The sequence below is a fragment of the Carnobacterium sp. AT7 genome, from assembly GCF_000171855.1.
In the GTDB taxonomy this organism is placed as follows: domain Bacteria; phylum Bacillota; class Bacilli; order Lactobacillales; family Carnobacteriaceae; genus Carnobacterium_B; species Carnobacterium_B jeotgali.
Window position 1 is genome coordinate 1 of the sequence record NZ_ABHH01000025.1, and the last position, 23,610, is coordinate 23,610.

The 23,610-nt window shown below is 33.1% G+C and carries 23 protein-coding genes; 8 read left to right on the plus strand and 15 right to left on the minus strand.

Annotated features, from left to right (window positions below; translation table 11 throughout):
* Both CAT7_RS09130 and CAT7_RS09135 read right to left on the minus strand, forming a co-directional pair.
* A partial coding sequence (locus tag CAT7_RS09130) for a TrmH family RNA methyltransferase (RefSeq protein WP_007724763.1) occupies positions 1-395 on the minus strand: 395 nt, incomplete at its 3' end.
* 134 nt (positions 396-529) lie between these two features.
* The gene (locus CAT7_RS09135) at positions 530-1,858 is read right to left on the minus strand and encodes a murein hydrolase activator EnvC family protein (RefSeq protein WP_007724764.1); all 1,329 of its coding nucleotides are present in this window, start codon (positions 1,856-1,858) and stop codon (positions 530-532) included.
* Between the two features lie 560 nt (positions 1,859-2,418).
* On the opposite strand from CAT7_RS09135, the gene CAT7_RS09140 reads away from it, so the two are divergent.
* Positions 2,419-3,258, plus strand: a complete 840-nt coding sequence (locus tag CAT7_RS09140) for a DUF6544 family protein (RefSeq protein ID WP_007724765.1) — start codon at positions 2,419-2,421, stop codon at positions 3,256-3,258.
* Positions 3,259-3,440: 182 nt separating this feature from the next.
* Here the strand turns inward: CAT7_RS09140 and CAT7_RS09145 are convergent, their stop codons facing one another.
* On the minus strand, positions 3,441-4,382 hold the full coding sequence (locus CAT7_RS09145; protein WP_007724766.1) for an NADP-dependent oxidoreductase: 942 nt from the start codon (positions 4,380-4,382) through the stop codon (positions 3,441-3,443).
* Between the two features lie 221 nt (positions 4,383-4,603).
* Here CAT7_RS09145 and CAT7_RS09150 point away from each other — a divergent pair, with 221 nt between their 5' ends.
* Positions 4,604-5,788, plus strand: coding sequence for an MFS transporter (locus CAT7_RS09150; RefSeq protein WP_007724768.1), 1,185 nt, complete (start codon positions 4,604-4,606; stop codon positions 5,786-5,788).
* Positions 5,789-5,871: 83 nt separating this feature from the next.
* Here CAT7_RS09150 and CAT7_RS09155 read toward each other — a convergent pair whose 3' ends face one another.
* Entirely contained in the window at positions 5,872-6,720 is an 849-nt protein-coding gene (locus tag CAT7_RS09155; RefSeq protein WP_007724769.1) for a pyridoxamine kinase, read from the minus strand.
* Between the two features lie 164 nt (positions 6,721-6,884).
* On the opposite strand from CAT7_RS09155, the gene CAT7_RS09160 reads away from it, so the two are divergent.
* Positions 6,885-7,367 carry an ECF transporter S component gene (locus CAT7_RS09160; protein ID WP_007724770.1) on the plus strand — a complete coding sequence of 161 codons (483 nt, stop codon included), beginning with the start codon at positions 6,885-6,887 and terminating at the stop codon, positions 7,365-7,367.
* A gap of 83 nt (positions 7,368-7,450) precedes the next feature.
* On the opposite strand, the gene CAT7_RS09165 is transcribed toward CAT7_RS09160, so the two are convergent.
* The 4 genes from CAT7_RS09165 to CAT7_RS09180 form a co-directional block, all read right to left on the minus strand.
* Positions 7,451-8,308 carry a DUF368 domain-containing protein gene (locus tag CAT7_RS09165; protein ID WP_007724771.1) on the minus strand — a complete coding sequence of 286 codons (858 nt, stop codon included), beginning with the start codon at positions 8,306-8,308 and terminating at the stop codon, positions 7,451-7,453.
* Positions 8,309-8,602: 294 nt separating this feature from the next.
* On the minus strand, positions 8,603-9,109 hold the full coding sequence (locus CAT7_RS09170; protein ID WP_007724772.1) for an AAA family ATPase: 507 nt from the start codon (positions 9,107-9,109) through the stop codon (positions 8,603-8,605).
* Between the two features lie 116 nt (positions 9,110-9,225).
* On the minus strand, positions 9,226-9,498 hold the full coding sequence (locus tag CAT7_RS09175) for a hypothetical protein (RefSeq protein WP_007724773.1): 273 nt from the start codon (positions 9,496-9,498) through the stop codon (positions 9,226-9,228).
* A gap of 242 nt (positions 9,499-9,740) precedes the next feature.
* The gene (locus CAT7_RS09180; RefSeq protein ID WP_197050096.1) at positions 9,741-10,214 is read right to left on the minus strand and encodes a GNAT family N-acetyltransferase; all 474 of its coding nucleotides are present in this window, start codon (positions 10,212-10,214) and stop codon (positions 9,741-9,743) included.
* A 229-nt stretch (positions 10,215-10,443) separates the two neighbouring features.
* Between CAT7_RS09180 and CAT7_RS09185 the strand changes: the two genes are divergently transcribed.
* A complete protein-coding gene (locus CAT7_RS09185) occupies positions 10,444-11,259 on the plus strand; it encodes an aldo/keto reductase (protein ID WP_007724777.1) in 816 nt (271 codons plus the stop codon).
* Positions 11,260-11,489: 230 nt separating this feature from the next.
* Positions 11,490-12,716 carry an MFS transporter gene (locus CAT7_RS09190; protein ID WP_007724781.1) on the plus strand — a complete coding sequence of 409 codons (1,227 nt, stop codon included), beginning with the start codon at positions 11,490-11,492 and terminating at the stop codon, positions 12,714-12,716.
* 199 nt (positions 12,717-12,915) lie between these two features.
* On the opposite strand, the gene CAT7_RS09195 is transcribed toward CAT7_RS09190, so the two are convergent.
* Positions 12,916-13,278, minus strand: coding sequence for an LURP-one-related/scramblase family protein (locus CAT7_RS09195; protein ID WP_007724783.1), 363 nt, complete (start codon positions 13,276-13,278; stop codon positions 12,916-12,918).
* A gap of 207 nt (positions 13,279-13,485) precedes the next feature.
* Between CAT7_RS09195 and rpoN the strand changes: the two genes are divergently transcribed.
* The gene (rpoN, locus tag CAT7_RS09200; RefSeq protein WP_007724785.1) at positions 13,486-14,835 is read left to right on the plus strand and encodes an RNA polymerase factor sigma-54; all 1,350 of its coding nucleotides are present in this window, start codon (positions 13,486-13,488) and stop codon (positions 14,833-14,835) included.
* A gap of 91 nt (positions 14,836-14,926) precedes the next feature.
* Here rpoN and CAT7_RS09205 read toward each other — a convergent pair whose 3' ends face one another.
* Entirely contained in the window at positions 14,927-16,723 is a 1,797-nt protein-coding gene (locus tag CAT7_RS09205) for a DUF4153 domain-containing protein (RefSeq protein ID WP_007724787.1), read from the minus strand.
* A gap of 145 nt (positions 16,724-16,868) precedes the next feature.
* The gene (locus CAT7_RS09210) at positions 16,869-17,669 is read right to left on the minus strand and encodes a formate/nitrite transporter family protein (protein ID WP_007724789.1); all 801 of its coding nucleotides are present in this window, start codon (positions 17,667-17,669) and stop codon (positions 16,869-16,871) included.
* A 218-nt stretch (positions 17,670-17,887) separates the two neighbouring features.
* Between CAT7_RS09210 and CAT7_RS09215 the strand changes: the two genes are divergently transcribed.
* Positions 17,888-19,069: an iron-containing alcohol dehydrogenase gene (locus tag CAT7_RS09215; RefSeq protein WP_007724791.1), complete on the plus strand. Its 1,182-nt coding sequence runs from the start codon at positions 17,888-17,890 to the stop codon at positions 19,067-19,069.
* 47 nt (positions 19,070-19,116) lie between these two features.
* Here CAT7_RS09215 and CAT7_RS09220 read toward each other — a convergent pair whose 3' ends face one another.
* Genes CAT7_RS09220 through CAT7_RS09230 form a run of 3 tightly spaced genes read right to left on the minus strand, consistent with a single transcriptional unit; the run spans position 19,117 to position 21,852 of the window.
* A complete protein-coding gene (locus CAT7_RS09220) occupies positions 19,117-19,761 on the minus strand; it encodes a class I SAM-dependent methyltransferase (RefSeq protein ID WP_007724797.1) in 645 nt (214 codons plus the stop codon).
* Positions 19,762-19,766: 5 nt separating this feature from the next.
* Entirely contained in the window at positions 19,767-20,924 is a 1,158-nt protein-coding gene (locus tag CAT7_RS09225; RefSeq protein WP_007724799.1) for a cystathionine gamma-synthase, read from the minus strand.
* A 13-nt stretch (positions 20,925-20,937) separates the two neighbouring features.
* Positions 20,938-21,852, minus strand: coding sequence for a PLP-dependent cysteine synthase family protein (locus tag CAT7_RS09230; RefSeq protein ID WP_007724801.1), 915 nt, complete (start codon positions 21,850-21,852; stop codon positions 20,938-20,940).
* A gap of 543 nt (positions 21,853-22,395) precedes the next feature.
* Here CAT7_RS09230 and CAT7_RS09235 point away from each other — a divergent pair.
* Positions 22,396-22,827 (plus strand): GNAT family N-acetyltransferase, encoded by a 432-nt coding sequence (locus CAT7_RS09235; protein ID WP_007724803.1) that lies wholly within the window; start codon positions 22,396-22,398, stop codon positions 22,825-22,827.
* Between the two features lie 66 nt (positions 22,828-22,893).
* On the opposite strand, the gene CAT7_RS09240 is transcribed toward CAT7_RS09235, so the two are convergent.
* The gene (locus CAT7_RS09240; RefSeq protein ID WP_007724805.1) at positions 22,894-23,463 is read right to left on the minus strand and encodes a DsbA family protein; all 570 of its coding nucleotides are present in this window, start codon (positions 23,461-23,463) and stop codon (positions 22,894-22,896) included.
* Positions 23,464-23,610: the final 147 nt, after the last annotated feature.

Genomic DNA, 23,610 nt, shown 5'->3' on the forward strand with positions numbered 1-23,610 from the left:
CCAGCAGCATCAGCTGTACGAACCATTGTTCCAACATTTCCTGGATCTTGAACATTATCTAACAACAAAAAAGGCTTATCTAATAAAGGTTTTTCTATTAAATCTGTTTTTTGAATAACAGCAAAAATCCCCTGAGAAGTTTCTGTCTCACTTAAGACTTTGGCAATTTCCGTCGAAATTTCAACTTGTTTTTCTTCATCAAATTGCGGGATATCTTCAAAAGCGATTTCTTCACTTATCATCATTTCCAAAATGTCTGCATGATTTTTTAAAGCTTCTTCTATTAAATGAAATCCTTCTATTAAATAAGTTCCTGCTTTTTGGCGCCCTTTTTTGGAGTGAAGCTTTTTCCAGTTCTTTACACGTTCATTTTTTGTAGATAAAATTAATTCCATTTGTGATCCTCCGCCCATTTCTTCTTCTCATTCATTCTACTAAAAAAGTCCTCTCTTTAAAAGAGAGGACTTCAGCTATTTAAGTTTTTAATTCGTAATCTTATACAAACCGTTCACTTTTTTAGTTCTTTCTTCTATAGATAGTTAGCTGGATCGACACGAGAACCATTTACATAAACTTCAAAGTGTAAATGTACTCCTGTAGAAGAACCGGTCGTACCCATTGTTCCAATTTGTTGACCCTGAGAAACGTGTTGTCCAGGAGAAACAAGCAAACTACCTGCAACCATATGGGCATAAAGTGTTTGAAGACCATTTCCATGATCAATTTTCACATAGTAACCCCAAGAACTATGGTATCCAGCAAAAACGACTGTTCCACTTTGTGCTGCTACAATTGGACCACCACCACCAAAATCAATACCACCATGTAATTTATTTACACCAGTAATAGGGTGGATACGGTATCCGTATGAAGAAGTTGAGTAACCGCCACTTGGTTTGATGAATCCTGAACTATTTGAAGAAGACGGGCTACTTGAAGGTGCAGTAGTACTGCTTGAATCCTTAGAACTGTTCGATGAAGAACTATTAGCTGTTTGTTTAGCTTCAGCTTGTGCAGCTTGTGCTTCCGCCTCAGCTTCTGCTTTTTTAGCAGCCGCTTGTGCTTGTTCTTCTTCAGCAATAATACGTTGACGTTCTTGTTGCAACTCGCTTGACAAGACACTTGTTTGAGTAGCAATAACGGCTTGTTCTTTAACAAATTGATTTTTTTCAGACTCTGTCATATCGTATTTTGTTGCCACTTGAATAATTTTATCATCTAGTTCTGCTTTTTGAGCAACTAAATTATTTTTATTAACTTCAATTTCTGATTTTAATGATTCTATCGCTACTTTTTCTTCTTGTGCAGCTTGTTCATTTTTTTCTACTTCTTTTTTATCATTCTCTTGTTGAGTTACAATATCTTTATTTGCAGAAACCAATTGATTTACCACACCTACACGGCCAATTAAATCAGACAAACTATCTGCCGATAATACCAACTCTACCATATTAGTAGTATTACCATCGGTTTGAACAGATCTTGCTTGATGCTCTAATTTTTCTTCACGTTTAGCAATTAAATCTTTAAGTTTTTCAATTTCTACTTTTAATTTTTCAATTTTTGCTTTTGAGTCAGCTAATTTCTGCTCTTGTGCTTTTAATTCTAGAACAACTGCATCAATGTCTGTTTGAAGTTTTTCAACTTCTGATTCAAGGTTTGCTTTTTCAGATTCTAGGTTATTTAACGTTTCTTCTTGTGATTGGATTTTTGAGTTTAAATCATTTGATTTATTTTCTAATTCAGCTTTTTGGCTCTCAAGATCTTCGACGCTCGCTGCTTCTGTCACAGTTGGCATTACGATAGGACTTGCAAGTAATAGTGCTGCAATTATCCCGGTCATTAATTTCTTTTTCAAAGTATGCCCTCCGTGGTTTTTTATACCCTTTTATTTTTCTCACATTTGTTAGTATAGCATAGAATTCATCCGAAAATGATGTTAATTCTTTAACAAAGCAGCTCGCTTTATTACATTCTTATTTCCGAAAGCGGATACATATTGTTTTTAATTTACGAAACGCTTGTTTTGTATATTTAGCCATATTTTGTACATATTTAACGAACTGTTAGATAATATACGTTAGTTAATAGCATATCTTCTTTAAAAGTATTTATAAGGAAATATAACTTAACCATTCTTAATAATTGTAAACGCTTTAAAAAAAGTCATTTAGTTATTATTTAGGTGGTATAATGGCTTCATAACTGAATGCTAGGAGGGTTTTTATGAATATATTAACCGCATAAAGAAGTTGATTTTCTTTGAATAATAAGTATCTGCTATTTCCAAAACTAGTTATCAAGATGAAACTTACAGATATTACACAATATTTATTGAATGTACTAATTTTAATAAATACCAAGCTTTATTGATAAAAGTAATTTAGTTGATTTTATTAGAATTATGGGAGGTGTAACATGCCAATATTAATAGTTGTGTTAATATTTATTATCATATTTGTATCAGTTTCATTTATAGGTAATTTGGTATTTAATAAAAATGTAGATAATGAGATAAAAGTATTATTTAACAAGGTAAAAAATAAAAGGTCACATATATCTAAGGCAGATATAGAAGTACTGCCACAAAATGTTCAAAGGTGGCTTAAATACGCCCAAATTATTGGAAAGGAAAAGGTAACATCTGTTCGTTTAAAGCAAAAAGCAACTATGAGATTAGAAATAGACAAAAGATGGATGCCTGTTCAGGCAGAACAATACTTTACCACAGAGGAGCCAAGTTTTATTTGGAAAGCAAATATTAAAATGGCTCCCTTATTTCATATTGTTGGAAGAGATATATACACGGAAGGAAAAGGAAACATGCTGATTAAATTCCTTTCATTATTTAATGTTGCCAATTCAAAAGGAAAAAAAATCAATCAGGGTACATTATTAAGATACCTTGCTGAGATGGTGTGGTTTCCTACTGCTGTAGTAAATAATTTTATAACGTGGGAAGAGATTGATACTAAACATGCAAAAGCAACTATGACATACAAAGAAGTGATCGCCTCAGGAGTATTAACCTTTAATGATAAGGGTGAGGTGATTAATTTTGAGGCTGAAAGGTACGGAGAATTTGACAACAAGTTCCGGTTAGAGTTGTGGTCAATTTCTTTGTATGCTTATAAAAAATTTGATGGAATAAAAGTTCCGACAAAAGGTGATGTCACATGGAAATTAAAGACTGGAAATTTTAATTGGTTTAATTTTGAAGTTACCCAAATTGAATATAATATACCATTACCCTATTAGTTTGCTGGTGAAGTTTTGGAAGTGACATAATTCGTATATTATTTTTTCCTCAAAAGATATGCAAAACCGGTTTGAATAGATGCTTTAAAGCTAGTTTGTTTAATATAAAAGGCAGAAAAAGAAGCAACTGAATACAGTCACTTCTTTTTCTTCACATAGTAAATGAATGCTTTTATGGTTCTTTATTCTCCTACTTTAATCACGATTTTACCCACTGCATGGTGTGTTTCACTCATTGCGTGAGCATCGTAAATGCCTTTTTCAGTCAAAGGATAAGTTGCGCCAATAATAGATTTCACTTTGCCTTCTTCCATTAATTGAGCTAATTCGGCCAATTGTTCTCCTTTTGGTTCTAACCAAATATTCTTAAACGTAACATCTGCTTTTTCAACTAATGCTTTGTCTGCTTCGCCAACAATTGAAATGATACGTCCAGTATGCGGTTTGATTACTTTAAAACTATTAGCTAAGATTTCTCCGCCCATAGTATCAAAAATAACATCTATATCACTCAAAATTTCTGTAAAGTCTTCATTCTTATAATCAATAAATTGATCTACTCCTAAGCTCAACAACAATTCACGATTTTTTTCGCTTGCTGTAGAAATAACATAAGCACCTTTACTTTTAGCTAATTGGATAGCATAAGTTCCGACTCCACCTGAACCAGCATGGATCAATACTTTTTCTCCTTCAACCAATTTGCCATGATCAAATAATGCTTGCCAAGCTGTCAATCCTGCTAAAGGAACAGCCGCTGCTTCTTCATAAGAAATCGTTTCAGGAATATAAGCCAATAAATGATCATCTACTGCAGTATATTCAGCATATGTTCCAAAACGTGTTGTCTCTGGGCGCGCGAAAACTCGGTCTCCAACTTTCCAGTCCGTTACTTCACTGCCGACTTCAACAATATCTCCAGCAACATCCCATCCCAAAATAATCGGAAATTCCCAAGGCATCATTGTCTGTAAATACCCTTCGCGTAATTTCCAGTCGATAGGATTGATTGAAGTTGCTTTTTCTTTTATAACTACTTGATGAGCACCCGCTTTAGGCATCGGTACTTCTGATTCTTTCAACTTTTCTTTTCCACCGTATTCTTCGATAATAACTGCTCTCATTATTCTTTCCTCCAAACACTAATCTTTTTACATAATTTTTATTAACACACTTCTTACTAATAATAAGTATACCAAAAAAAAAAAAAAAAGAAATCCTAATGATTTGTTCAGATTAAATATTCCATCTAACTTCTTCTTTTTTGAAGTGAATACATGCTATGATACTTAGAGGGACAAAGAAATCCAATTTTGGTTTAATAGGAAAGGAAGAATAACAATTTATGACAACAATTCGTACTTTAACCATAAAATATGCTCTGCTACAAAGCTTATATTGGATGGTATTTTGCTCCATCTATGGTTTTGCTTCAGTCTTTTTGCTCTCCCGAAGCTTCGAAAATCAAAATATTGGGCTTATTCTTGCCAGCTCCAATATCTTATCTGTTATTTTACAACCTACTTTAGGTGCTGTAATCGATAAGTTTAAAAGATTAACATTGAAATGGAGCTTAGCTATGCTTACGATTTTATCTATTGCCCTTCTTGTTTCTTTGCTTCTTTCTACTGGCGCTCCTGCAATTGAAGCATTACTATTTATAGCTGTAGTTTCATTAGTCTTATCCATGCAGCCATTCATTAATTCTTTTACCTTTGAACACATTAATAGTGGGGTAAAAATCAATTTTGGTTTAACAAGAGGAGCAGGTTCCCTAGCGTTCGCTCTAACTTCATACACGTTAGGTCTATTGTTAACACGCTTTAGTACAATTATTTTACCTATTGCCTGTATTTTTTTATTATTAGCTTTTTTGGTCCTTATTTTCACCTTTCCCGAAACTACTATTTCTGAAGTGCCATCTGCTCCAAATTTAAAGTCGAATAACCCTTTAACCAAAGAAAAAGAAACCTTTTTTAAAAGATACCCTCGCTTTGCCTATTTTCTAATAGGAGCGGCCTGTTTGTTTCTTTTTCATACTATTGTAAATACATATTTAGTCCAAATCATTCATTCGCTTGGAGGAAACGACAGTGACTTTGGTTTGTCGTTAATGATTACAGCTTTGAGTGAACTACCTGCTATGTTAGGATTCAGCTATTTATTGACTAAACGAAAAAGTGGTATTTGGTTGAAAGTAGCTGCCATTTCCTTTGTAATCAGAAGTATTCTTTTCTTACTATCAGGATCAATATTTATGCTTAATATTACTCAATTATTTCAAGGATTAGCATTTGCTCTTTACATTCCAGCCTCAACTTATTATGTCAATCAGCTAATGCAGAAACCAGATTATGTCAAAGGACAAGCGTTTAACATAGGCGCTGTTACCCTAGGTAGTGTGGTTGGAAGTTTTATAGGTGGATGGTTGCTAGACCATGCTGGTGTTCCAGAAATGTTAAGTGCTGGAATAGTGGCGGCATTTATTGGGTGTTTATTACTCTTTTATTCAGTAAAAACCGATATTTAGACATAGGAAAAAGCAACCAAAAGCTGTAAACATACCGTTTGCAACTTTTGGTTGCTTTTTCTGTTACCTTCAATAATGGATAATTATTTTTTTAGTTCTTTCATTAAATACATCAAATCTTTTTCAAAAGCAATTCCATACAAGGGATCAATTTGGTCTTCAATAGTCCGTTTGACCACTCTGGAAATGTAATTTACGGCTACTTCGTTGGCTCTTTTCAAGCTGTGTTTTTGAAATAAAAATCCTGCTACTACACTTGTAAACAAATCTCCTACTCCATCGAAATGCCCCGGATAAACTTCTGAAAAAGCATAATGGATTTTTGAACTTCCTTTGGAAATAAATGCAGCACCAACTTGTCTTTCATTTCCGGTTACACCCGATAAGACAATATTTCGGTTGTTTTTGTCCGTTAATTTCCTAATAATAGGTTCGATTTTTTCTATATTATGTGGCTTTTCTGGATAGTTTATTTCTGTTAGTAAGCAAGCTTCAGTCACATTTGGTATCAAGACATCTGCAAATTGACAAAGTTTACGCATCGCTTCAACATGCTCAGAGGTAAAACCCGGGTATAAAGTTCCGTGATCACCCATCACAGGATCTACTACAATTAGAGCTTCTTCTGTTGAAAATTGTTTGATAATGCTTTCCATCAATTTAATTTGTTCTATAGAGCCTAAATACCCAATGACTATCCCATCAAATTTTATTCCTAACGAACGCCAATGGTTTAAGATAGCTGGTATCTCAGCACTTAAATCTAAAAAAGTATAATCTTCAAAACCTTTACCAGTATGTGTAGACAACAATGCTGTAGGCAAGATGCTCACCCAGTTTTCTAAACAACTTAGAATTGGGACAGCCACATTCATTGAAATACGGCAACTTGCTGAAATATCTTGGATAACTAAAATTCTGGGCTGCTTCATCTTTTTCTCCTCTTCTACCTGGTTCTTAATTACTACTAGTCTAGCATAATTCACATACTAGAATCTGTTCTTTTCTAATTTTTTTTTGAATTTGAAAAAAATCATGACTTTAACATTGAAAAAAGATAAAATGATTTTATCACTATAGATAAAGGATGAGGATAATGCACAAAATTAATACTAAAGAAATTGTAACTTTTGCTTTATTGATGGCTTTAACTATCGTAATGACTATCCTTGTTCGCATTCCTTCTTTTCATGGTTACATTAATCTTGGGGATATGGTTTTATTGTTTGCAGCCCTTTTTTTAGGAAAAAAAGCTGGTTTTTTTGTGGGCGGATTGGGAAGTGCCCTTGCTGACATTATTATTGGTTATGCTTATTATGCTCCTATCACATTCGTAGTTAAAGGATTACAAGGCTATATTTGCGGTTGGATTTTTCAAAAAACAGGCTATAACAATCCCTTTTTAGCAGCTATTCCTGCTGGGATTTTTATGGCTTTAGGCTATTTCGTCGCCGAAAGCTTCATGTATGGTATAGCTGGAGCAGCTGTTTCAATTCCTGGTAATTTGCTTCAAGGAATGGTTGGAGCACTAGGCGCTGTTTTATTACAAAAAGGTATCGGCACTAAGATAAAAAGATAGTTACATTAAAAAAAGTATTGATGAGTATGCTCATCAATACTTTTTAGTTTAAATTAAACCAGAATTAAAAAAACTTCCTGCTATTATCTATTTATTTCAGCCGGTTTATAGTTGCTTTCCAATTTTTCCATTAGCAATCCTACAGACAATCCTACAAAGAATAACACAACTGTCACTGCTATTTCTCCAGCAGTCATGCCATTATATTGTTCAGGCATCGGAGCGATGATGACCGTTGAAGCTATTACAACACCCAAAATAAAGTGGAAGATAGATGTATAGGCAATTTCCATTAACTTGCTTACCAATTTAGACAATAATAACACGCATAAAATTGCCCCAATCGCAACAGGAATCAAAATAGAAAAGTTCAGATCTTTTATTCCTTCTGTCATCGGTTCATATAGATGCATATACATCAAGAAGTTTGACGGGCTTAATCCAGGAACAATAAAACCTAATGCAAAAATACCGCCAGCCATTACCCATGATAAAGTAGATTGTTCAACAATTACATTCATATTGAATTTTGCATAAAGTAATCCAATAAAAGCAAGAATAGCAACAACTACTGTGATAACAAGATGATAAGGTTTGCGTCCATTTTTTCCAGCTTCTTTGTATAAAGCGGGCAATGTTCCCAGAATACAACCGATAAAGCACCATAAAACCTGAACCTCATTATTTTTCAAAAAATAATCAATCGGATACGCTAGTACAAAAATCCCGAATAAACCACCAATCCCTACTGGAATAAAATAGTTTACATTTTTAAGAAAATCTTTGCGAATATTTGAAAGAAATGCAATCATATTTTCATAAATTCCAAATACAGCAGCTAATGCTCCACCACTTACTCCAGGCAAGATAGCGCCAGAACCAATGAACATTCCTTTCACAAATCGAATAAACCAATCAATAATACCTTCGTTTTTTTTCATAATAACTAAATATACCTCCACTCACTTAAAAAAAAGCGATTATTGTTTTATATATACTGCTTTTAATATTATGACCCAAATCGTTTTTTTTTGATACACTTTATATACTTTCTTAATGATTTTTAAATAAATAATATGACTGTCTCTCATACAACAAACAGCCAATTGGAAGCTATCTTTTACTATAATACTTATCCATACATCAAATGACAAGCATAACAGTATAAACAACTACTTTTTTCATCAGAAGTGAAAATTATATCTTTTCCTCCTATTATTAGTCAATCAAAAAAATTAGTTTTTTTCCCCTTTATTCAATTTAGAAGGATATATTCTTACTTTATTTTTATATTCTTGTGTTAGTTTATAAAATTCAGTTTTATTCACCTTATTAAACTTGTGATTCCATTTAAACATATTTATAAGCATTGAAAAAGTTGGTTTATAATTTGCTTTTTCTACTTTTAATACTTGCTTCACATATCTAAATAAAATACGTTTTACTCTGATAAAATAAGGTGTATCTAGAAAAATAATAGAATCCGCATTTTTAAAACTATTAATCACCCATTCTTTTGTACTAGTTCCTTCTAAAATCCACGTTTCAGTTTTACTGATTTCTTCTATCCTTTTTACTATTTCCTCATCAGACCTTCTACAATCTCCTGATGGCTGTCTTTCAAAAATGATATTATCTATCTCATAATAGGGAATATTTAGTTCACTTGAGAGCTTCTTTGCTAAAGTCGTTTTTCCACTACCCACAGAACCAACGATATGTATTTTTCTTTCTGAGCCCACTCCAAAACTCCTCCAATGATTAAACCAGTTACTTTATATAGAATGTATACTAATATACGCTTTATTGTTATCAGTGTCTTTATTATTTCCTTTTACCGTTAATATTTTCTAGTATTTTAGTTAATAAAAAAAGTAACCACAGTATCTATTGACATAGAAATTAGGATCAATAGAAAAGCACGATCTATAATCATTTGACTCTTACTTCTACTATCTGAGTGGTCTAAAAACAATCTAACTTCTTCATATGTCATCCATGTAATCCCGAAAACAAGAATAACTGATAGCAAGGATATATCTGATGTGAAAGGTGTTTTAATAAAATAATTGATTGTTAATGGAATAAATAGAAATAATGATAATCCTTTTAATACATATTTCTTACCCATATATTACCTCCATTTGACTGTTTAAACTCTCATTTTTTTCAAATTAATAAAATAATAAACACTCTAAATTTCTAGCTATTTTGCAATATTTAATTTAGTTTCTATCATTAATTCCTCTAATTTTTATTATAGTCTCTTATGACAGATGGTACAATATAGATGATAGGGTTTACACTATTTGATTATTTTTTTTTATTCCTAATTGATTGTTAGCAGTAGTTGCTCAGTACTCAAAAAACAAGTTAACCATGACACTTCTTTGAAAATATGTACACGGTTTGTCCATCACTGTTTTGGGTTACTTCTATAAGTTGATACCCTCTTTTTATGTAATAATTTGGAGCATTTTCTGTTTTAAGAAAGACTGCTTCATACCCTATCTTTTCTAAGTGTGCTATAGCCATTGTTAGCAATTTTTCAGCAATCTTTTGATTACGATATTCGGGTTCTACTACTAACGACGCAATCCAAGGAGTTGCTTCTTTTTTTTCTGCCCAATCATTTTCAAAAAGCGATACAGACCCTACTAACTTTTCATTTTTAGTTGCTATAAAAGTCATTGGGAAGTTTTTTTCATAGGTATGCGAGAAAAAATCAACACATTCTTTATACGACTTAGTGCTAGCTGTTTTTAATACAAATTCATTAAACACTTCTAAAGCGACATCTTCAACGTATACTTTATTGTTGCAGAGCATTTCAAATTTCATTTTCATTCTCACCTTTCTATGTATTCTGGCTAGCATAAAAAAACTATGTTTGCTTTGAGTAGTTAACATATTATACCAAACAACACTTATCTTGGCGTGATTTAACCACATACTTTATATTCTAAAATCTGAGTTATACTTATATTAGAAAACGGATACACTATTATTTTACTTCACTTTAAAAAAAGCATACAATAAGGAAGTAACATCTTTAAAAATGAGGAGGAAATAATTTATGATGAAAGAAAATTCTTTTGTGTTTCACAATGGTGTTGAGATCCCAAATATCGGTTTTGGTACTTGGCAAATCCCAAATGAGGAAGCATATGATGCCGTAACAATGGCTCTTAAAAATGGCTACACTCATATTGACACAGCATTAGCTTACCAAAATGAAGAAAATGTTGGAAAAGCAATCAAAGATTTTGATTTACCACGTGAAGAAATCTTTATCACTAGTAAATTACCAGCTCAAATTAAAGGTTACGATGAAACCTTAGAGGCTTTCAACACCACTATTACAAACTTAGGTGTAGATTATTTAGACCTTTATCTTATTCATGCTCCATGGCCTTGGAATGAAAAAGGTGCTGACTATACCGAAGAAAACATTCAATCTTGGAAAGCTATGGAAAAATTATACAACGATGGTAAGATTCGCACTATCGGAGTTTCTAATTTTTCTGTGTCAGATATTCAAGCTCTTATCGATGCTTGTGACATCGTACCAATGGCTAATCAAATTCCATTCTACGTTGGACATGATCAAGAGGAACTTCTTGCTTTTTGTAAAGAACACAATATTGTGGTTGAAGCTTACTCTCCATTAGCAACCGGTCAAACATTAAACAGTCCAGAAATTAAAGAAATGGCAGAAAAATACGATGTGACTCCTGCACAATTATGTATCCGTTATTGTTTAGAACGCGAAACATTGCCACTTCCTAAGTCAACACACGAAGAACGAATTGTTGAAAACAGTCAATTAGATTTCACGATTTCTCCCGAAGACGTGGAAAAATTGAGCGCTGTTGAAGATGTACGTAAATAATTTTTAATAATTAACTAGATGACCTGAGGAAATTATCTCAGGTCTTTTTTTATTAAGTTAACTTTTTCTAATTTTTTTATTTTCTTATTCTTAGAATTGTGCTACGCTACTTTTATTAAGTTGTTCGAGAAGTAACTTATCTGTACTTATTTCTTACTACTTTATAAAAAAACAAGATAAGGATACAGATCAAATAAATCACCTGTTTTCTTATTTGTAAGGAGCTTATTATGCTATCATCTTTTTCAAAAAATATTCAAACAACACTAGTCACTTCATTTTTTAGTAGTTTAGTTTATGCTTGTACCATTCCTTACTTGATTATTTATTTATCTGGTATATTTAGCTCAGAAACGCTTGGTTTATTAGTCATGATAAATGTTGTCTCTTCATTTTTAGCTGGAATCGTCGGTGGCTATTTAGCAGATAATTTTCAACGAAAAAAAATACTCATGATTTTCCAAAATTTATATGGCGTTTCCTTATTTATTGTTGCCTTAAATTTTACTGGTCTTCTACCACAGCATTTTTGGTTAATCGGTGGGTACCTTATTTGTGGTATTACTTATAACTTATATTATTCCGCTTTTGATGCTGTATTACTTGACTCTACTGTTCCAAATGAACGTAAAAAAGTCTATCAGTTGCAGTACTGGACATTTAATTTATCAATGGCTTTAGGCGCTTCAATTGGTGGTTTCTTATTTAAACATTACTTAGTTTACTTATTTTTAGGAGCAGCTCTTTTACAATTCGTCGTTTCCGCTTTTCTGCAAAAAGAACTTTCTTATAAAAATAAGGTATCTCATAAAAAAGGAAAAACAATTTTCCATGATTTGTTTACCAACTATTATATTGCTGCTAAAGATAAACGGTGGGTTATTTTAATTTTAGGAATTGCTCTTTATAGCGCAGCAGAATTTTCTTTACAAAACTATACTGGAATTCGTTTATCAAAAGAATTTAACCCAATCACATTATTCTCGATCCCTATTGACGGTGTAAGAATGCTTAGTCTTTTACAAGTAATCAACACCATTATGGTTGTTTGTTTCACATTCGTGGTTTCACGATTAACTGAGAAAAAGAACGAACGTACTGTTGTCATCGTTGGTTTGTTTGTTTATGTTACTGGTTATAGCTTAATGGCTTCTGCCAATAGCATTTACCTATTGATTCCATTAGCAATTATAGCTACTATTGGAGAATTAGCTTCTGCTCCTATTTTAAATGCTCGTCAAGTTAATTTGATACCTGAAGACAAACAAGCTTCCTATTTAAGTTTTGCTTCTCTTTCTTTCCAAGGTTCTCAGCTTTTAGCTGCATTAGGATTAACATTGGGTGGGTATCTTGCTGCTGGCTTAATTAGCGGCTATATCATCATTTTAGGAGTTGCCGGTATTTATTCTGTTGTTTCAAGCTTATATGGCACTAAAAAAACAGTCAAATATGACTAACCATTTACACTTACCAACTATGTAAACAAAACTAAACCACTGATAAACTATTTTGACTAGTTCATCAGTGGTTTCTTAAATCTCATTTTTATTTTTCTTCATCTATTTGTAAACACCAAATTGCTATAACGATACCTAATACTAACTGACCATCTTTTTCTTCTTTACAATCTAATACATAAGCATCACCATAGGAAAACTATTTCTTTTTGAAAGAAGCAATCTCACTAAATCCGGACTTAATTTCATAATCCTCTTTTTCAACATTGCCTTTGATTTTCCAATTCACTTTATCAATTTCATAGTCGGATGAAAATAAATTTGATTCTTTTTTTACTGTAGCAATTTTTTCTCCTTGTTGATAAATAGCATATTTAGGAACTAACCCTATCTTTTTCTCTTCAATTGAAAGGACTTTCTTCTCATTGTGATCATAAATATGCACTTTGTTCCCAATTGATATTCGTTCGCTTTTAATCTTATAAACGAGTTGATTTTGTTCATCTCGAACGATTAACTGATCTCGCCATGAAAAACGTTTCTCTTTAATATACAATTTCATTATCAGACACCTCTTTCAAATGATCGAATAGGATACAATTTAATTATAATCATCCTTTTAGTCATACGCTACTATTAAGCTAGTTGTGAACAATTCTTTACATTATTTTCTCTATGCTTTTGCTTTATTTTAGATGAGATTCTCATTTAAAGTTCGATATGCTATGATGAACGTATCAAACTTACTGATATTAGAGGTGAAATCGTTTTGAATTTCGAGCAAAATTACACTCAATTACAAAAACAACAATTGGCTATGACCCCCCAATTGCAACAATCCATTCAAATGTTGCAATACAATCGTAAAGATTTAGTTGAATTTTTAAAACAGAAATCATTAGAAAATCCTTTCATTTCTATTTCTGTAAAATCGACACCAAGAAACCAAGGAACTTCGACACAAAAATACAATAGCAATCAGTCAAGAACAGATCAAACGTCTAATGGGTCTGTCTGGGATACAGTGGCAACCACTCCTGCTGCTTCTCTTTATGCTACTGTTATTGATCAAATTCATTTATCTTTTAGAGAAACTGCCTTACGTGATTTGATTATTTGGTTAGCACAATATCTTGATAATAATGGATACCTAACTGTTTCATTGGAAGATGCTTGTACGCTAACTCAAGCAGACCCTCTTCAACTACTGGATGCATTGACTCTTTTACAACAATTGGAACCTGCAGGAGTAGGCGCCAGAAATTTGCAAGAATGTTTGATGCTTCAAACAGAAAGAAAGGAAGAAGCACCCAACCTTGCCTATTTGATTCTTGAAGAGGAATTTGAAGCTTTTGCTAATCGAAAATGGGAATGCATTGCAAAGCGTTACGCTATATCATTGAGTGAAGTTCAAGAAGTGTCTGATTTCATTAAAACTCTTACACCACATCCTGGAGCAATCTTTTCAAGTACTCCTACTCAGTACATTCGTCCTGATTTATCTGTTAAAGTAACCGATGAACAAGAGATTGTAGTAAGTTCTGTTAAGTCTGGGCTTCCCGTTATCATTTTTCAAAAAGAGTATTATGAAGAATTGAAAGTGCTCAAAGATAAAGAGGTTTCAACGTTTTTAACGGAAAAACAATCCGAATATGAGTGGCTTAAAAGAACGCTTATTCAACGAGAAGATACGATTCTTAAAATTGGAATTGCCATCGTAAATGCACAGAAAGCATTTTTTCTATCCGAAGATCATCCCATCCAATCTTTAACGCTTAAAACAATTGCCGAAGAGTTGAGTATTCATGAATCTACAGTAAGTCGTGCCATCAATGGAAAATACCTTACAACCGAATTTGGATTATTTGAGTTGAAACACTTCTTTACAAATGCTTTATTGTCTACTTCTGAAGATCATGACGGTGCTATTTCTTCTAACCAAATAAAGAAAGAAATACAATCTTTAATTCAAAATGAAGATACAAAAAAACCCTTATCTGATCAAAAAATCGTGGATATTTTACAAAAAGATGGCATTAAAATATCTAGGCGAACAGTCACAAAATACCGTGAAGCTCTGTTTATTGCTAGCTCTCCAAAACGCAAACGATTCGATTGAAAACTACTCATCCTTTGCAATCTATGACTTCTCAGACAAAAAAGCTGTCTCATCCATTTAGGATTGAGACAGCTTTTTTTGAATCATTTGTTTATTTTACATCAACGAATAAATAAAATTCACTATTGTACTGATCATCATAAATATCAATTGAGGTAAACAATACCTTCATTTCAACTTGTTCGTTTTCCGTTACAACCGTTCCTTCTTCTATCGTAAATAGATTTTCAGTCTGAGTAGTTGTGGCTACTTGCTCCATTGCCTCTTGAAGATCAATGCTCATAAGACTTTGTTTATTTTCATCCATTAAAACAAGATTTTTGCCTTCTTTACCTTGGGTCTCAATTGCATAAGTTGAATCGCCAACTTCAAATTCTATCGCTGAACGTTCACTAAATTCATAGTAAGAAATGGCAATCATCTTATCGTAATCTTCAATTGAAATCACTGGGTGTTGCTGGCGATCTAATGTAGCATAATACGCATCTTGAGCAGGCTGGTTATTTACAAAACCTGTTTCACCGTATATAGGTTGGAAACCAAAAATTTCTTCAAATTGATACGTTAGTTGTTGTCCATAAGGCGCTAGCCATTTTATATCTTCCGTGTAATCCATATCCGTTAAATAATAAATGGTTTGGCTAATCTTAATTTTATCTTCTTTAGATACATCAGCATTCGGAATAAGTTTGTTTTCTTCTAGCATTTGATTCTTTTCCAGTGTTTCTTTCAACAAATTAGTCTGCGACGTTTGACTGACCGTAAAAGCATCTACTGGAGGCGTAATAGAGATCACAGAAAGCACAATCAATACAACAGCAATCCAACCATTTTTTTTAACAGGCAAGATACCAAAAATCAATCCTGCAATAACTGCAAATAGCCCAAATAGAATAACGTAATAGCGACCATGTGTCAGTCCCGTTTCTTGAATTTTTAAGACAGAAGAAATGGTTTGAAATAAGACAATAGGAACCAATACTTTTGGGAAAATTTTTCTAAAAAGAAGAGCTGATTTGGTTTCAATATTACTAGCTAAAAGGTACACGAGAATAACCGTGACCGAATAAGAAACCAACATTGGCTCTAGCAAATTATTTGTCCAAAAATCTCCCGTGATATTCTGTAAAAGGTAAACCAATAGAATGACCGTAAAAATTGCGGTTAATGGAATAAGAATATAGGAGATTAACAGTTCAAGTACTTTAGGAACAGAGACTTCGTTTTTTATTTGATTCTGTTTGGCAACAAGTTTTTCAGGAGTTTGAGTAGCTTCGTCTTTTTTTGTTACATATCCTGGTGTATAAGACAGGAAAAAGATTGGTGAAAAAAGTGAAATAATCAAGTTAGCGCTATGCAAGTTCGCTTTATAATCTACTGAAAATAATAATTGATCAACAGCAAAAATAATAAACCCAACACCTGCATATAAAATAACCGTAAACAACACCGTTGTAAAAAATGCTTTAAAGGCCGATAAATAACTCTCGCTAAATGTAATCCGATTTTTAATAGTAGGAACCCATATGAAAGCAACCGCAAGTATTAAGAATATAATGCTTGTTTTAACAGTCATTTCAAGATCATAGACCGTTGATGATCCAATTGTATAAAAATATAAAAGTGTTAATAGAAGTGAGCCCCCCATTAACGCTATCCTTTGGGAAGTCTTTTCAAAGAATCGTTCATATATGTGTTGAGCTACCGCACTTAAAAACACACCTACTATAAGACTATACACATAATTGATGTAATCATCCGTTTCTTGTTGAATCAAGTACGTATTGAGCCCAGCGATAACTACTAAAAATAAGACAGTTAATGGATATCGTTTGCTTGCTTGAATAAGCCCTTGAAATTTATCTTGTATATTCTGTACCAACTTCATAAGTTGTCCCTCCTTAAAAGAAGTGAGTTTCCACTAATTTTTCTTACTCTTATTATGTGGTCTAATGTGAACTTCTGTCAATCATTAGCCAAACTAAAAAAAAGCTGACACATACGTATCAGCTTTTTCTCCTAGAATAAATGATTTAATCTACGTATTCTGTTTGATTCTTATTTAACCATGAATAGAGCACTCCGATAATCAATGCTCCTCCAACATAATTCCCTAATAGAGCCATACCCCAGTTTGTCAGTACCGCACCGAGTGTCATACCAGGAACAGAACCACCAGAAGCAAAAAAGGCTAATGCAAAAGAAGAAAAGTTTGCAATGACATGTTCAAAACCAAGATAAGCAAAAATAAAGATAATGAAGATCATTGCAATAATTTTCCCAGCATCATCTTTCATCCTTATTGTACAAAAGACAGCTGTATTAACGATAATATTTGCAAAAATACCTTCTGAAAAGATTTGTAATGGTGTTTTAGCTAATTTTCCAGCTACTGCTGTAAATAAATAGTGGTCACTTGGCAATGCGTGAAACTTATATGTGAAAGATATAACTAAACTTGCAATAATTCCACCAATTAAGTTAAATAATATACAATAAAATAAAATAGCTAACGCTTTTTTAGGCTTCATTAACTTTCTTTGTATTGCTACTGTCATGTACATCATATTCGAAGTACCTAATTCAGCATTCATATAGATAATCATAACCAGTGACCAACTAAACATAAATGCATATAGCATTTTTCCTAATCCCGGTGCGATTTCTTCTCCAGCTTGACCAATCATAACCGCAACAGCTGTTCCTAATGTTAAGAATAAACAAGCTAACATCGCACGAACAAAATAGCGAGACTTACTGTTATCATATAAATTTTGTTTTTTCATAATGCTTTTTTCAATATTATACATTAGACCAGTATTCTGTGTTTCCATTATTTATCTACCACCCTTTTAGTTTGTTATCTTTTTAACAATATTGTTATTATACTCCATAATAATATTTTTTTGTGAATAAATACGCTTACATTTTATTTTTTTTTATATTTTGTTCTAAAATTCGCCTTAATTTAACTTGCTTGAATAACTGTTATTTTCAATTTTGTGGTATACTTTACTTCATAAATTTATTTAAATAAAGGAGCACATCCATTATGCAAAATAACATTTCAAACTTCACTTACTTTAATCCAACAAAAGTTGTATTTGGTAAAAATCAAATCAGCACTTTAGATCAATTAATTCCATCAAATAAAAAGGTATTGATTACTTATGGTGGTGGAAGCGTCAAACGATTTGGTACATTAGATAAAGTTAAACAGGCTTTAGGAGATCGAGTATACGGTGAATTCGGTGGAATCGAAGCTAATCCTACTTTTGAAACGGCTATGAAAGCTGTAGAACTCGTAAAAAAAGAGGGATATGATTTTCTATTAGCTGTTGGAGGTGGTTCAGTTATTGATGCAACCAAGTTTATTGTAGCTGCTGCTGAATTTGAAGGCGACCCTATTAATATTTTTGGTTCAGGAATCGGAACTAGTGAACCCATTAAATCGGCTTTACCTTTTGGAACTATTTTGACATTACCCGCAACTGGATCTGAAATGAACGCAGGTTCCGTTATTACATTTAAAGAAAAACAAGCAAAAGTCAGTTTTGGTAGTGAAAAAGTTTTCCCAGTTTTTTCTATTCTAGAACCAGAATTAACCTACACTTTGCCAAAACGCCAATTAGCAAATGGGGTAATTGACGCTTTTGTTCATATTATGGAACAATATCTAACTTTTCCAGTAGGTGCAATGGTCCAAGATCGTTTTTCAGAAGGCCTATTGCAGACCTTAATAGAAATTGGACCAGATGTGATTGACGAGACAAATAAAGATTATAACTTGCGTGCTAACTTTATGTGGACCGCTACAAATGCGCTAAATGGAACATTATCTCCAGGAGTTCCTCAAGATTGGGCATCTCATGATTTAGGTCACGAAATAACGGCTCTTTATCATATTGACCATGCTCGGACACTTTCTATCGTCTTACCTGCGCTTTTAACCGTTAGAAAAAATGAAAAATACGACAAATTGCTTCAGTATGCAGAACGTGTATGGCAGATCACTGAAGGAACAGATGAAGAAAAGGTTACAGGAGCTATTGAGAAAACTAAAGAATTTTTTGCACGTTTAGGCGCGCCAACTTCTTTTAAAGATATTGATTTGGGTGAAGAAGTAATTGATATTTTAGTCACTCAATTAGAAAGCCACAAAAAAATTGCTTTGTCAGAACGTAAAGATCAAACAATTGAAATCAGCCGCAAAATTTACCAAGCTGCTTTATAAAAAAAAATCCTACTGATTTCTTCAGTAGGATTTTTTTGCTTTTCATCTCAACTTAATTTAGTTCCTTCCACAATCCAAACATATTCATTCATTTGATGGAAAGCTACTCTAAATCCTGCTTGTTCAAATAATTCTTTTAACGTTGGGATTAGAGGATAATATTCTCGTTCTAAATCTTTAGCTAAAGCGTAAAACTGTTTTTGCTTGGCTTGTGCGATGGCTTGTTCATTCGTTGCTTGTGATTCAAACATGGTATCTGCGAATATAACTTTCCCACCCACTTCTAGTTGATTAGCATAATCCTTTAAAGCGAGACTTTTTTCTTTATCTGTCAAATGATGAAAAACGTATGAACTGACAATGGTATCTAATTGTTTAGTGGGACTTGGGTACTGTTGCATATCTCCGTCATAAATAACTATTTCATTCGGTAACTTCGTTTTAGCAATTTTCCGCATTTCTTCTGAGGGTTCTACGGGAAAAACCCATTTCCCAGCTAAAATCAATTCTTGGGTCAAATTTCCTGTGCCAATCCCGAATTCTAGTACGTTCAGTCCACTTCTGCGAACAATTTCTTTCAAAATAGTACTATACCCTTCAAAAACAGCTTGGTATTCTGGATCTTTACCTTCTACAAAATCATCATAGTCGCTTGACCACTCTGTAAAGATACCTAAAAATTCACGTCCCATTGCGTCTATTCTCCCTTACTAGTAGATACAAATACTAATGCCTGCTCTAAATCAGCTATCAAATCCTCAACATCTTCTAAACCAACCGAAAAGCGCACCAATTCATCTTTTATGCCTGCTTTAAGACGGATTTCTTTTGGAATAGATCCGTGTGTCATTAATGCTGGAATTTCAATCAAACTTTCAACCGCTCCTAAACTTTCAGCAAGTGTAATGATGCTTAATTTTTCGACAAAATCTTTAGCTGAATACCCTTCTTTCAATTCAAACGAAATCATTCCACCAAAACCACTCATCTGTTTTTTAGCAATCTCATGTCCAGGATGGGTTACTAATCCTGGATAATATACTTTTTCGATACTAGAATGATTAATCAAGTAATCCACTATTGCGTGAGCATTCTTTTCATGTTCTTCCATTCTAATTCCTAAAGTCTTGATTCCTCTTTGTAAAATCCAACTATCTTGTGGCCCTAAGATTCCACCAATTGCATTTTGTAAAAAACCGATTTCATCCGCTAATACCTCATTCGTGGTGGTAACTAAACCTGCCACTATATCGCTGTGTCCTCCTAAATATTTGGAAGCACTATGAACAACAATATCCGCTCCAAGCGTTAAAGGACGTTGATGATAGGGGGTCGCAAATGTATTATCCACAATCGTAATTAAGTTGTGCTTTTTCGCTAGTTTCGCTGTTTCTGCAATATCGGTTATCTTAAGCAACGGATTGGTTGGCGTTTCTAAAAAAATCGCTTTTGTTTCTGGGCGGATAGCTGGTTCAATAGTGCTTAGATCACTTGTGTCAACTGTCGTAAAGGTTATTCCTAAACGAACGAGTACTTTATTCATTAAGCGATAAGTTCCACCATATACGTCATCTCCCACAATAATATGGTCTCCTTGAGAAAATAAGGAAAGGACAGCATGAGTACCAGCCGACCCTGACCCAAAAGCAAATCCTCTAACACCTTCTTCTAAATCTTTGATCAGTTCTTCCACTGCAAATCGGGTCGGATTCCCGGTTCTAGAATATTCGTAGCCTTTATGTTTCCCAACTTTTTCTTGTTTATACGTAGACGTTTGATGAATCGGAACATTTACTGAACCAGTTGCTTCATCATGGCTAATACCACCATGGATTAATTTTGTTTTCATTTTCATTTTTGACACTCTCCTATTGATAGATTTTTTTACTTAAGTATCGTTCACTGCTGTCTGGGAAAATCGTTACAATCGTACTTCCTTCAGGTAACAACCGAGCTTCTCTCAAACAGGCCGCAAACGCTGATCCGCTTGAACTTCCAACAAATAATCCATTAGTCATGGCTAACTGTTTAACAAAATAAAAAGCTTCTTCATCAGAAATCGTATATATTTGATCAATGAGCCTTTTATTTAAAAATTTTGGTATAAACTCCATTCCGATTCCTTCAGTTTTGTGCCCATGGCTAGCTCCTCCACCTAAAATAGAGCCTTCAGGTTCAACAATACTAGTTCGAATCGTTGGGTTTTTTTCTTTCAAATAAGCCGCAGTACCCACGAATGTTCCGCCACTACCAGCTCCAGCTACGAAAGATTGAATTGACATTCCTTCCATATCTTTTATAATTTCTGGTCCAACAGTTTCATAATAAGTTAACGGGTTTGCTTGATTTTCAAACTGCATTGGAATGTAACTATTCTTAATTTCTGCAGCTAAAGACTTAGCTTTTTCTATTGCCCCAGTCATTCCCTCTTCACTTGCTGTAAAGACTATTTTTGCACCAAGAGCTTTCATCAATTCTTGTTTTTCTTGACTAAATTTTTCTGGAACTGTAAAAACAACTTTTAGTCCATACTCTTGCGCAGCTAAAGCTAAACCAATACCGGTATTTCCAGCAGTCGGTTCAATAATTGTTGTTTCAGTATTTATTAATCCTCTTTCAAAAGCAGCTCTTAACAAGTTGACGCCTAAACGATCTTTGATACTTCCTCCAGGATTATACATTTCTAACTTGGCGAATATTTTACTATTTTTTGGCAAATCAAAACCATGAATCTCGAGTAACGGTGTATCCCCTATCAAATCTTGTATTTTGCTATAAAGCATTGCTCTCATTCTCCTTTCGTTAGTTTAATGTTTAAAAAATAAGACAAAAAAAGTGCATGAGTTTTTACACTCATGCACCTATCATCAATTTTTTAATTCAGTTCCTTCTAAATGAAAACAATTTCAATACACCCGCTTAAAAAAATGGTTTTTAAAAGCTACGTTCCTTAGGGTATGAAACTTTAATTGTGTTCATAAAAAGAAGAAGACCTAATAAAAGATGACAACTGTCGACATGAGTGTTCCATACAACATAAACAACAACACACGTCTGAACCGTTCATCTTTTTCATTATGGCTTCTTCCTTTCTTAGTTTATTATTTTTAGTTTATTTAATGTAAGAGACTTCTTACATCTTTGTAGACACATCTTATCAATCACCCTTTTATTTGTCAATCTAATCTTTATTTTTAATTCCAAGGAAGATATTTTTTATAGCTATTTCCAGTTGAATTAATGCTTCATTTTTGAGAAAATAATCATTGGAGATTAATGAGATACCCCTCTATCCGACTAAATGAAATCAAAAAGGAGTTGCTGCAATGTGGACATATAAGAACTTTGATGAATTAACAAAAGATGAATTGTATTTATTTTATAAAGAACGCAGCGCTATTTTTGTTGTTGAACAAGCATCTCCTTACCAAGATATCGACGGTAGAGATCCTAATAGCATCCATATTTCGTATATCGAAGATGGAAAATTAATGGCTTATTCTCGGGTTTTTGTCACAGATAGCGGAAATGTTCACATAGGTCGTGTCTTAGTGACAAAACAAAATCGCGGAAAAGGACTTGCACGCCAGTTATTCCAAAATGTATTAACATATTGCAAAAAACACTATCCGGAAAAAGCAATTGAATTAAATTCTGAAGAATACATAAAAGATTTCTATGCTTCTTTTGGATTCAAAGAAATTTCCGAACCTTATACTTTATTCGGTGTTAGCCATGTTTCTATGCTGCTAGAATGAAATTTAAAAAGAACACAAACAACTCGCAATTATCCGAGTCGTTTGTGTTCTTTTAATTCCTTTTAGTCAGACCATTTGATACAAATCTTCTGCAGTAATAAAATTTTCTATTAGAGTTGCTTTTTTTTCTTCATCTGTGATTACCAATAAACACGATGGCGTCTCTCTTATTCCCATAGCCTGGGAAAAATTTTGATCGGACAAAAAAAGTTTTTGAACAAAAGTAGAATGAAAATCTACTAGAAACATTTCTACATCTAAATTGGCTTTTTTAGCTGCATCAATCACTAAATCTTTTGATAGCAATTCATTTTGATTCATCATCTTGCGCTGAAGATCCATCAAGAACCTTCTGCCTTTCTTCTTCCCTTGAATGGAGGCGGCAATAAAAGCCAACGATAGATGGTAACTATCATTATGAAGATTATTCCATAAGGTAGCATTCTCAAATGATAATTGATTTTTTATCATGTAGCTATAAAGTGTATGAGTATTGTGATAAGGATAAATGGTTATTTGTGAGTTATTTTCATAGGTGTCAATAAATTTAAATGCTTCTTCTTCCATTTTTAATGAATCATGACTGATTGGATTAATGAATAAGAATAATTCAACTTGTTTCGTTCTTTCCACCATAAATATTTCACCCCAATTCCATATTAACTATAGTACTATCTTAACAGTAATCAGCTTCCACCAAAAATCATCTGCTCATTAGTGTTTTTTAGTACCGAAATTGAGGTTAGCTATTTTCAATGGTAGGGTTGGTCATTCTTTTTCAAA